General features: G+C 69.8%; 10 protein-coding genes. All 10 read left to right on the forward strand.

Annotated features, from left to right (window positions below):
• Window positions 1-191 precede the first annotated feature (191 nt).
• The 10 genes from ABZW11_RS33770 (at window position 192) to ABZW11_RS33815 (ending at window position 10,550) form a co-directional block, all read left to right on the forward strand.
• Entirely contained in the window at window positions 192-1,418 is a 1,227-nt protein-coding gene (locus ABZW11_RS33770; RefSeq protein WP_355426112.1) for a hypothetical protein, read from the forward strand.
• A 68-nt stretch (window positions 1,419-1,486) separates the two neighbouring features.
• Window positions 1,487-2,101 (forward strand): hypothetical protein, encoded by a 615-nt coding sequence (locus ABZW11_RS33775; protein WP_355426114.1) that lies wholly within the window; start codon window positions 1,487-1,489, stop codon window positions 2,099-2,101.
• Between the two features lie 322 nt (window positions 2,102-2,423).
• A complete protein-coding gene (locus ABZW11_RS33780) occupies window positions 2,424-3,359 on the forward strand; it encodes a GNAT family N-acetyltransferase (RefSeq protein ID WP_355426117.1) in 936 nt (311 codons plus the stop codon).
• Window positions 3,356-4,060, forward strand: coding sequence for a PIG-L family deacetylase (locus ABZW11_RS33785; protein WP_355426120.1), 705 nt, complete (start codon window positions 3,356-3,358; stop codon window positions 4,058-4,060). The genes ABZW11_RS33780 and ABZW11_RS33785 overlap by 4 nt, the downstream gene beginning before the upstream one ends.
• A 26-nt stretch (window positions 4,061-4,086) precedes the next feature.
• Window positions 4,087-5,706: an ABC transporter substrate-binding protein gene (locus tag ABZW11_RS33790; protein WP_355426123.1), complete on the forward strand. Its 1,620-nt coding sequence runs from the start codon at window positions 4,087-4,089 to the stop codon at window positions 5,704-5,706.
• Window positions 5,703-6,683, forward strand: coding sequence for an ABC transporter permease (locus tag ABZW11_RS33795; protein WP_355426126.1), 981 nt, complete (start codon window positions 5,703-5,705; stop codon window positions 6,681-6,683). Before ABZW11_RS33790 ends, ABZW11_RS33795 begins: the two co-directional genes overlap by 4 nt.
• Window positions 6,680-7,510, forward strand: a complete 831-nt coding sequence (locus ABZW11_RS33800; RefSeq protein ID WP_355426128.1) for an ABC transporter permease — start codon at window positions 6,680-6,682, stop codon at window positions 7,508-7,510. The genes ABZW11_RS33795 and ABZW11_RS33800 overlap by 4 nt, the downstream gene beginning before the upstream one ends.
• Window positions 7,507-8,490, forward strand: coding sequence for an ABC transporter ATP-binding protein (locus ABZW11_RS33805; RefSeq protein ID WP_355426131.1), 984 nt, complete (start codon window positions 7,507-7,509; stop codon window positions 8,488-8,490). Before ABZW11_RS33800 ends, ABZW11_RS33805 begins: the two co-directional genes overlap by 4 nt.
• Window positions 8,487-9,491: an ABC transporter ATP-binding protein gene (locus ABZW11_RS33810; RefSeq protein ID WP_355426134.1), complete on the forward strand. Its 1,005-nt coding sequence runs from the start codon at window positions 8,487-8,489 to the stop codon at window positions 9,489-9,491. The genes ABZW11_RS33805 and ABZW11_RS33810 overlap by 4 nt, the downstream gene beginning before the upstream one ends.
• 252 nt (window positions 9,492-9,743) lie before the next feature.
• Window positions 9,744-10,550: an SAM-dependent methyltransferase gene (locus ABZW11_RS33815; RefSeq protein WP_355426137.1), complete on the forward strand. Its 807-nt coding sequence runs from the start codon at window positions 9,744-9,746 to the stop codon at window positions 10,548-10,550.
• Window positions 10,551-10,639 lie beyond the last annotated feature (89 nt).

Consider the following 10,639-nt stretch of genomic DNA (forward strand, 5'->3'; position numbering starts at 1 on the left):
CTGCTGAAATATCCCTATATATCGGGAAATTACGATTTTCGCCTACTTCCAGTGCGCATGTCAGTCAAGGGGTTGTTTGGGGCAAAAGTCGAACACATAATCGTGGGCGCCGAAGCAGCCACGGGCGGGGGGACTCGCCCAAGTACGCCCGCCCGTGGGCCACTTACTGCAAACAGGGAGTGTGTACCCAGATGCGCGCACGATCCATCCTGGCCGTCTTATCCTGCGCGGCCGCCCTGCTGAGTGTCGTCACCACCCCGGCCTCCGCCGCCGCGCCCCCGTCCCCGGACCTCGCCTTATCCGAGCCCACCGAGGGCTCCGACCAGCCCGCCCGCAAGAAGGGCGCGAAGGCCGTCCAGCACAGGGCACCGGACTGCCCGACGCCCAAGGAAGGCGAAACGGCCGCCTGTCTCCAGGTCGTCACCCCGAAGGCCCCCTTCACCCAGCAGCGCCCCCGTGCGCAGGTGAAGGACATCCTGCCGATTCCGGACTGGTGCATCGAGAACGCCTTCACCGGTGTGTGGGCCCTGCGTACCTCGGCGTGCGAGATCACCGGGTTGCTCTACACCACGTACCGCGTCGTCAACGGCGTGCGCACGGTGACCGGCGAGGCGTCGCTCAACGTCATCAACTACAGCTACAGCTCCACGGACCTGCCCGACTGGGGGCACCAGATCGAGCTGTCGGCCTATCAGGGCTGGGGTGACGCCCTGGCCGCCACCCTGTCGGGCACGACCACCGCGAGCGGCTCCTGCACCACGGCCGGGGCCACCTTCCCGTCCCGCCCGATCTCCCCGCTGGGCACCTGGATCCAGGGCGAGTCGTACTTCAGCACCACCGCCACCGCCCCCGGCGCGATCGGCGCCTGCACCACCACCTGGTCGCTCACGTTCACCAACGGCGCCTACACCCCGGCCGGCATCGGCTTCGACATGAGCGAGATCCGCTGCGACAACGCCACGGCCGGCCGGGCGGCCATCGGCTGCGTCGTGCCGTGGTACGCCTCCGAGCTGGTCTACAGCCAGAGCCTCTACCCGTCGCTGGCCTCGCACGTCTCGCGCGCCCAGGCGTCCGGGCTTCCCGGAGCGACCTTCGACGCGCCGCTGACGCGTACCACCAACGAGACGATCATCAACACCAACCGCAGCCTCGCCTGCGGCGACGCCCCGTCGATCAGCGGGCTGAGCTGCGACGAGTACCCCATCGCCCGCTCGTACGAAGGGCTGAGCTCCGGCGGCACGCGGCGGACGTTCGACGGCTGCAACTTCAACCTGCCCGGTCAGACCGGCCCGACCGGCGTGTCCGTGTGCATGATCACCGCTACCGAGAACAACGCGCAGGGCGGCCTGAACACCCAGTTCTTCCGCCGTGAGCGCGTCCTGGACGGCGATCCCTTCCGGGTCACCGTGGGCACGTGACATCCTGCTGAAGCTCGATGGGCCCTGCCGTGCCCGGCGCGGCAGGGCCCGCTCGCGGAGGAGGCGAGATGGACGCGTCAGCCGAGGTGCGCGTGAGCGACCACGCCTTCGGGCTGCTGGACGACGGCGACCTGCCGATCGGGACGGCCGACTACGCCAACGGGCTGATCATCGTGATGTCGGCCGGTGCGCTTCTCTACACCGGCATCGACACCGGCACCGTCCACGTCACCCTCACGCTCGCCGAGCCGCCCGGCGACATCGACGCCTCCTGGGAGGACGTGGTCGAGGCGAGCGTGCACGCGCCACGCGGCCGGCTCCGCCTCGACTCCCCTGACAACGGCCCCGTGCCAGCCGTCCCCCTGCTCAGCGCGGCGGGTCCCGGCTGGTACCGGGTTCTGGCCTGCGTACGCGGCCGGGACCGTCACTTCGACGCCGTGCACGACGACCCCGGCGAGGCGTACCACCTGTGGGTGTGGCCCGCCCCACCGGCGCCGGCCGCCCTCATCCGCACCACCGACCGCTGCGGCGCCGCCCTGCGCGCCACCCCGGTCCGGCCCGCGCCACAGCAGGCGACCGGGCAGGAGGCCGGGCAGGAGGCCGGGCAGGGGACTGGGCAGCGGACCGGGGACCGGCTGGACGAGGCGCTACGCAGGGCGACCGGGCGGCCGCCGAAGGAGTGAGACACGCTCTTCGGCCCGGCCTTCGCCGAAAGGCGAAGGCCGCGTCATGACCACCACCTCGGCACAGGACCGGTGACGACGGTTGTCGCGGCCGAGCTGATCGCCTCCTCCATGGGCCTCGGCTTCCTGCTCATCGACAGCCGGAACACCGGCAGGACCGACATCCTGCTGCTGGGCAAGGATCTATAGATACCGCACTTGAAAACAATCTTCCACATGAACGACTTGTTAGAAAATTTCTTCCCAAATCTTCTTGACCTGGGCCGTTGACACTGGGAAAGCTGTGGCGGGAGTGCCGAAAGGTGAAAGGACCGCTCCCTCCATGGTCACCCTCCGCCCCTTCCAGCCAGGCGACGAGACCCCCCTGGTCGAAGCCTGGAACCGCAGCATGCCCGCCGACCCCACCACGGCCGGCTGGTTCAGGGACTGCGTGCTGCTCGACCCCAACTTCGACCCCGAGGGCCTGCGCGTGGCCGTGAACGGGGACGACGTGGTGGGCTGTGCGTACGCCGTCCGCCGCCTGATCCCGTTAGCGCCCGGCACCGGCCTGGAGCCGGACGCCGGCTGGATCCCGTTCTTCTTCGTCGTCCCCGAGCACCGCGGCGGCGGCCTCGGCCGGCGGCTGCTGCAGGAGGCGGTGGCGTTCCTGGAGGGCCTCGGCCGCACGAAGGTGGAGTTCTCCTCCTACACCCCCCACTACGTGCTGCCGGGCGCGGACGCCGAGCTGTACCCCGCCGGGTTCCGGCTGCTCGGCGAGCTGGGCTTCCAGACGCTCTACTCGCCGGTCGCCATGGACCGCACGCTCGTCGGCTACCAGACCCCGCCCGGCGTGCACGACCTGCGCCGGCAGCGCGAGCGCGAGGGCTACGTCTTCCGCAGCCCCGAGACCGGCGAGCTGCCTGAGCTGATCAGGTTCGCCGCCGACGCCTTCAACCCCGACTGGGGCGAGGCGATCAGGCAGCACCGCGACCCCGCACGCATCGTGATCGTGAAAAGGGATCACATCGTGGGCTTCGCCCTGTACGCCGCCTACCGCGGTATCCCCGAGCGGTTCGGCCCCTTCGGCGTCGACCCCGGCCTGCGCGGCACCGGTCTCGGCAAGATCCTCCTCCACCTGACCATGACCAGGATGCGCGCCGAAGGGCTGCACTCGTCCTGGTTCCTGTGGACCGGCGCGACCAGCCCGGCAGGCCACCTCTACACCAAGGCCGGCTACGAGATCACCAGAAAGTTCCACGTGATGAGGCGATCCGCATGACACACGTACTCGCCATCGGGGCCCACGCGGGCGACATGGACCTGACCGCCGGCGCGGTGCTCGCCCAGCACGTGCTGCGCGGCGACCGCGCGACGCTGCTGCACCTGACGCTCGGCGAGCGCGGCCACCCCCGCATGACGGTGCCCGACTACGCCAAGCAGAAGCGCGAGGAGGCCGAGACGTTCGCCGAGAAGATCGGCGCCGCCGTGCGCTTCCTCGACTACGAGGACGGCCTGCTGCCCGAGGACGACGGGACCAAGATGCGCGTCGGCGACATGATCAGGGAGCTGAAGCCGGACGTCATCCTCACGCACTGGAGCGCGTCGATCCACAAGGACCACGCCCGCACCCACCGCATCGTCGAGGACGCCCGCTTCTACGGCGGCCTGAAGACGCTGGAGCGCGAGCACGAGGCCTACTGGGCGAACGAGCTTTACTACGCCGACAACTGGGAGGACGCCGACGGCTTCGCGCCCGACACGTTCGTCGACCTGAGCGAGGAGGCGTACGAGATCTGGTCGCAGGCCATCACCGGCTACGCCTACGCCAGGGGCGAGACCTACGGCTTCCCGTACGTCGACTACTACCGCGCGCTGACCATCGTGCGCGGCGCGCCGGCCGGGTTCAAGCGGGCCCAGGCGTTCGCCGCGCCGAAGGGCTCGCGTCAGCTGCGCACGAAGTACTTCGGCAAGGGGGCGTAGGCATGAGACGACCGGTGATGAGGCCAGTGAGCAGGGCAGTGGCGATGGCGGCCGCTCTCGCGCTGGCCCTGGCGGGCTGCTCCGGCGGCGGGGGCGGCGGTGGCGGCACGGCCAAGAGCGGGGACGCGCCGCCGCTGGTGATCCACGCCGTGGACGCGGGCACATTCCAGGAGGACTTCAACCCGTACCACCTCGAAGGCGTGAACTTCGGGACCAGCGGGATGATCCACGAGACCCTCATGTACTTCAACAAGCTCAAGCCGGGCGAGATCACGCCCTGGCTGGCGCTGGAGCACGAGTGGTCGAAGAAGGGCAAGGCGGTCACGTTCACGCTGCGGCAGGGCGTGAAGTGGTCCGACGGGCAGCCGTTCACCGCCGACGACGTGGCGTTCACCTTCGACATGCTGAAGAAGCACGCCTCGCTCAACAGGAGCGCGCTGGACATCGCCGGCACCGAGGTGCTCGCGCCCGACAAGGTGCGCATCGACTTCGGCGCCACCTCCTACGCCAAGCTGTACGACATCGCCGGCAACTCGCCCATCGTGCCCAAGCACATCTGGGAGAAGGAGAACGACCCGGCCACCTTCACCAACCCCAAGCCGGTCGGCACCGGGCCCTACACGCTGTCGAAGTTCTCCTCCCAGCTGTACGAGCTGGTCAAGAACCCGTCCTACTGGCAGCCCGGCAAGCCCGAGGTGCCGGTGCTGCGCTTCCCCGCGTACACCGCCAACGCCCTGCAGACCGCGTTGCAGCAGGGAGAGGTCGACTGGGCGGGCGCGTTCGTGCCCGACATCGACAAGATCTACGTGCAGGGCAAGCCGGAGCAGAACAAGTACTACTTCCCGCCTGAGGGCCTGGTCACGCTGCTGCCCAACCTCACCCATCCGGTGCTGGGCAAGCCCGAGGTGCGGCAGGCCATCAGCCTCGCCATCGACCGGGACAAGATCGTCAAGGTGGCCGAGCGGGGCTACACCACGGTCGCCCACCCGACCGGCGTGACGATGCCGGGCGGCGAGGCGTACGTGCCGCAGGAGTACCGCGACGCCGCCTTCAAGGTGGACATCGACAAGGCCAAGGAACTGCTCAAGGGCATCGACCCGGCGCAGCTGAAGTTCCAGCTGCTGGTGCCGTCGCCGTACACCGACTGGGTGAACGCCGCGCAGCTCATCCGCGAGGACCTCGCCAAGATCGGCATCACCGTCGAGACCAGGGGAGTGGCCTTCCAGGACTGGGTCTCCAAGGTCGGCAGGGGCGACTACGACCTGTCGATCAGGGGCACCCAGGCCGGGCCCACCCCGTACTTCCAGCTCCGCACGCTGCTCTACGGCAAGCTGGCCACGCCCGTCGGTGAGCCGGCCACCGGCAACTACGAGCGCTGGAAGGACGAGACGACCGACAAGCTCATCGCCGAGTACGCCGCCACCGAGGACCTCGCCGAGCAGCAGGCCGCCACCCAGGGCCTGGGCAAGATCATGGTGGAGAAGCTGCCCGCGCTGCCGCTGTTCTACAGCCCGTCCTGGGCGCAGTTCCGCACGAACAAGTACGTCGGCTGGCCGTCCGAGCAGGACCCGTACGCGATGCCGTCGCCCTACACCTCGCCCGACGCGGCCGTGGTGCTGCTGAGACTGAAGCCGGCCGGCACGTGAGGTTCCTGGCCAGGCGGCTCGGCTTCTACCTCCTGACGGCCTGGGCCGCCATCACGCTCAACTTCCTGATCCCCCGGCTCATGCCGGGGGATCCGGTCGAGCTCCTGGTCGCCCGCATGAAGGGGAACGTGGAGCCGGCCGCCATCGACGCGATGCGCAAGGCGTTCGGCATCAGCGACGCCGGCCTGTGGCAGCAGTACGTGGACTACCTGGTCAACCTCGCCCACGGCGAGCTGGGCCGGTCGATCACGTTCTTCCCCACCGAGGTCTCCACGGTCATCGCCGACAGCCTGCCGTGGACGATCGGCCTCGTCGGCGTCGCCACGCTGATCAGTTACCTCATCGGCACCGCGCTCGGCGTGATCATGGCGTGGAGGCGCGGCACCTGGCTCGACGGCGTGCTGCCGGCCGCCACGTTCATGCACGCGGTGCCGTACTTCTGGGTCGCGCTGGCGCTGGTGTTCGTCTTCGGCGTGACGCTGCAGTGGTTCCCGGTCAGCCGCGCGTACGGGCTGGAGGTGACGCCCGGCTGGGACGGCGAGTTCATCCAGAGCGTGCTCTACCACGCCGCGCTGCCCGCGATCACCATCGTGATCGCCTCCATGGCCGACCGCATCCTCGGCATGCGCAACGTCATGGTGACCACGCTCGGCGAGGACTACGTGGTGATGGCCGAGGCCAAGGGCCTGACCTCGCGCCGGGTCATGTGGGCCTACGCCGCCCGCAACGCGATCCTGCCCAACATCACCAGCTTCGCGCTGTCGCTCGGCTTCGTGGTGGGCGGCTCGGTGCTGACCGAGATCGTCTTCTCCTACCCCGGCATCGGCTCGATGCTGCTCAAGGGCGTGGAGAACGAGGACTTCCCGCTCATGCAGGGCATCTTCCTCGTCATCTCGCTGGCCGTGCTCGTCGCGAACTTCCTGGCCGACCTGGCGTACGTGGTGCTCGACCCCCGGACCAGGCAGGAGTCGGAATGAAGATCAAGATCGGGGCCGGGATCCTCGTCTTCTTCGCGCTGGTGGCCGTGTTCGGGCCGCTGTTCATCGGCGCCGATCCCGCCGCCACCAGCGACGCCGGGCTGCAGGGCCCGTCGGCCGAGCACTGGCTCGGCACCACCCAGACCGGGCAGGACATCCTCGTCCAGCTCGTCTACGGCGCCCGCGTCTCGCTGGGCGTCGGCGTGCTGTCGGCGCTCATCGCGACCGTGCTCGCCGTCGCGGTCGGCCTGGTCGGCGGGTACGTCGGCGGCGCCGTGGACGAGGCGCTGTCGGTGCTCACCAACATCTTCCTCGTGCTGCCCGCGCTCCCGCTCATCATCGTGCTGGCCGGCTACCTGCCGCAGCGCGGCGTCGCCTCGGTCGCCGTGGTGATCGCGGTGACCGGCTGGGCGTGGGGCGCGCGCGTCCTGCGCGCCCAGACGCTGTCGGTACGCCGCCGGGACTTCGTCCAGGCCGCCAGGGCGAGCGGCGAAGGACCGCTGCGGATCGTCTTCTTCGAGATCCTGCCGGTCCTGCTGCCCGTCATCGCCACCAGCTTCCTGGCCACCGTGGTCGCCGCCATCCTGGCCGAGGCCGGGCTGTCGTTCCTGGGCCTGGCCGACCTGTCCACCGTGAGCTGGGGCAGCATGCTGTACTTCGCGCAGAACGGGCAGGCGCTGCTCATCGGGGCCTGGTGGTGGTTCATCCCGCCCGGCCTGTGCATCGCGCTCATCGGCACCGGCCTCGCCCTGGTGAACTTCGGCATCGACGAGATCGCCAACCCGCGGCTGCGCACGATCAAGGTCCCCAGGAAGGCACGCGCATGAACGTCCTGGAAGTCCGCGACCTCGGCGTGGACTACCTGTCCGGCACCGGAGCCGTGCACGCGGTGTCGGGCGTCTCGCTCGACCTGCGCCGCGGCGAGATCCTCGGCCTGGCGGGCGAGAGCGGCAGCGGCAAGTCCACGCTGGCCAACGCGGTGGCGCGGCTGCTGCGCCCGCCCGCCACCGTCACCTCGGGGTCGGTCCTCTACCACCGCAGGGACGGCACCGCCGTGGACGTGCTAGCCCTCGGCAGGAACGCGCTGCGCTCCTTCCGCTGGAAGGAGCTGGCCGTCGTCTTCCAGAGCGCCATGAACTCCCTGAACCCGGTCAGCACCGTGGGCGCCCAGATCGACGACGTGCTGCGCATCCACGCGCCCCGCATGTCCCGCTCCGACCGCACCGAGCGGGCCGTGGAGCTGCTGCAACGCGTCGGCATCAGCGCCGACCGCCGCCGCTCCTACCCGCACGAGCTGTCCGGCGGCATGCGCCAGCGCGCCGCCATCGCCATCGCGCTCGCGCTCAACCCCGAGATCATCATCATGGACGAGCCGACGACCGCGCTCGACGTGGTCGTGCAGCGCGACATCCTCGCCGAGATCAGGGCATTGCGCGAGGAGTACGGCTTCGCGGTCGTCTTCATCACCCACGACCTGTCGCTGCTCATGGAGATCTCCGACAGGATCGCCATCATGTACGCGGGCCGGGTCGTGGAGACCGGGACGGCCAAGGCGCTGCACCGGTCGCCGAGCCATCCGTACACGCTGGGCCTGCTGCGTTCCTTCCCCCGCCTGCGCGGGCCCCGCGAGGAGCTGCTCGGCATCCCCGGAACCCCGCCCGACCTGCGCACCCCGCCGCCCGGCTGCGCCTTCCACCCCCGGTGCGGCAAGGCGTTCGAGGAGTGCTCGCAGACTCTTCCGGTGCTTCGTGCCGGGACGGACGGCGAGGTCGCGTGCCTGCTCAACGACGGGAGGGGCCTGTCATGAACACTGACATGATCGTCCTGGAGGGACGCAACCTCACCAAGCACTTCACCGCCGCCCGCGGCCCGCGCGGCCGCTTCGGCAAGCGCCCGCCGGTGCGGGCCGTCGAGGACGTCTCGATCGCGCTGCGCGCCGGCTCGGTGACGGCGCTGGTCGGGGAGAGCGGCTGCGGCAAGAGCACGGTCGCGCGGCTGCTCGCCCAGGTCTATCCGGCCACGTCGGGCGAGGTGCTGCTGCGCGGCGAGCCGGTACGCGCCCATCGCGGGGCCGCGTTCAAGGAGTACCGGCGCAAGGTCCAGCTCATCTTCCAGGACCCCTTCGCCTCCCTGAACCCCTTCCACCGCGTCCGCTATCACCTGGCCAGGCCGCTGCGCCTGCACGGCCACGCCCGCACCGACGCCGAGGAGCGCGAGCAGGTCGCCGAGCTGCTCGAACGCGTCAGCCTCACGCCGGTCGAGCAGTTCATGGACAAGATGCCGCACGAGCTGTCCGGCGGGCAGCGGCAGCGGGTGGCGATCGCGCGGGCGCTCGCCGTCCGTCCGGTCGCGCTCATCGCCGACGAGCCCGTGTCCATGCTGGACGTCTCCATCAGGCTCGGCGTCCTGCGGCTGCTGGAGGGGCTGGCCAGGGACAACGATCTCGCGCTGCTCTACATCACGCACGACATCGCCAGCGCCCGCTACTTCGCCGAGGACATCACGGTCATGTACGCGGGGCGGCTCATCGAGAGCGGGCCCAGCGAGGAGCTGACGCAGTCGTCGCGGCACCCGTACACGCAGCTGCTGCTCGAGTCGGCCCCCGACCCCGACCGGATGGCGGCCCCCGCGGGGAAGCGGCACGGCGAGCCGCCCAGCCTCATCGCCCCGCCGAGCGGCTGCCGGTTCCACCCGCGCTGCCCGGTGGCGCTGCCGGTCTGCTCGACGGAGGTGCCGGGACGTACGGAGCTGGGCGACGGCCACTGGACCCACTGCTGGCAGGCCGAAGCGACGGTCACCACAACGTGAACGGCAGGGCGGCGTAGACGCGGGCGGCGTCGGCGTGCAGCACGGACGCGTCGGTGAAGTAGGCGCGCCCGGCAGCCGGCGACCGGACCGCTTGATGGCGACCATCGCGGAGAGCATCGCCGCCAGCCCGCCTTGCTCGCCGGCCCACCCGGCAAAGGGAGCTTCGTCCCAGCCCTGACAGGAGGACCCCAGCTTGGTAGAACAGGCAAATGCCGACAAGACGGCACCCTCACCCCTGACAAGGAGCAGCCCGTGACCGACGACTCCCCGCTCAGCCGGATCGACACCAGCCGACCCAGCCAGGCCAGAGCGTGGAACTACTGGTTAGGCGGCAAGCACTACTACCCGGCCGACAAAGAGCTGGCCGACATGCTCGAGAAGCACTATCCCGGCATGCAGGAGATCGCGCTGCACACCCGGGCGTTCCTGCGGCGCGCGGTGCGTCACCTGGCCGAGGAGGAGGGCATCCGCCAGTTCCTCGACATCGGCACCGGCCTGCCCACCGAGGACAACACCCACGAGGTGGCCCAGCGCGTCGACCCGGCCAGCCGCATCGTCTACGTCGACAACGACCCCGTCGTCCTGCTGCACGCCCGCGCCCTGCTGACCAGCCACCCCGACGGCAGCTGCGACTACCTGGAGGCCGACGTCCGCGACCCCGACGACATCCTCACCCGCGCGGCCCGCATCCTCGACTTCACCCGCCCGACCGCGGTCATGCTGCTCGGCGTCCTCGGCACCGTACGCGACGACGACGACGCCTACGCGCTGATCCAGCGCTACATGGACGTGCTGCCCTCCGGCAGTCACCTGATGATTGAGGACGGCACCAAGACGGTCAAGCCGGAAGCGGCGGCCGAGGCCGAGCAGCTGCGCGACGACGGCCACGTCTACAGCTACGAGCTGCGCACACCCGAGCGGATCGAACGCTTCTTCGCCGGCCTGCACCTGATCGAGCCCGGCGTGGTGTCGGTGTCGCAGTGGCGCTCCGAGGAGGAGCCGGTCAACGGACTGCCTGAGCCGGTGGACGCGTACTGCGGCGTAGCTCGCAAACCCTAGATCGCTGATGTGAAAATTGGTGATCGGCTGCAGGCGTGACGAAGGGCGTCCATGGTCGGTGTGTGAAAACTGACTTGGACGCCCTTCTG

It is taken from the genome of Nonomuraea sp. NPDC004580, from assembly GCF_040609855.1.
GTDB lineage: Bacteria > Actinomycetota > Actinomycetes > Streptosporangiales > Streptosporangiaceae > Nonomuraea > Nonomuraea salmonea.

Excerpts from the sequence above, each read along its gene's own strand:
- ABZW11_RS33780 (WP_355426117.1), top strand. The coding sequence starts at position 2,424 with ATGGTCACCCTCCGCCCCTTCCAGCCAGGCGACGAGACCCCCCTGGTC.
- ABZW11_RS33770 (WP_355426112.1), top strand. The coding sequence starts at position 192 with ATGCGCGCACGATCCATCCTGGCCGTCTTATCCTGCGCGGCCGCCCTG.
- ABZW11_RS33800 (WP_355426128.1), top strand. The coding sequence starts at position 6,680 with ATGAAGATCAAGATCGGGGCCGGGATCCTCGTCTTCTTCGCGCTGGTG.
- ABZW11_RS33810 (WP_355426134.1), top strand. The coding sequence starts at position 8,487 with ATGAACACTGACATGATCGTCCTGGAGGGACGCAACCTCACCAAGCAC.
- ABZW11_RS33805 (WP_355426131.1), top strand. The coding sequence starts at position 7,507 with ATGAACGTCCTGGAAGTCCGCGACCTCGGCGTGGACTACCTGTCCGGC.
- ABZW11_RS33775 (WP_355426114.1), top strand. The coding sequence starts at position 1,487 with ATGGACGCGTCAGCCGAGGTGCGCGTGAGCGACCACGCCTTCGGGCTG.
- ABZW11_RS33785 (WP_355426120.1), top strand. The coding sequence starts at position 3,356 with ATGACACACGTACTCGCCATCGGGGCCCACGCGGGCGACATGGACCTG.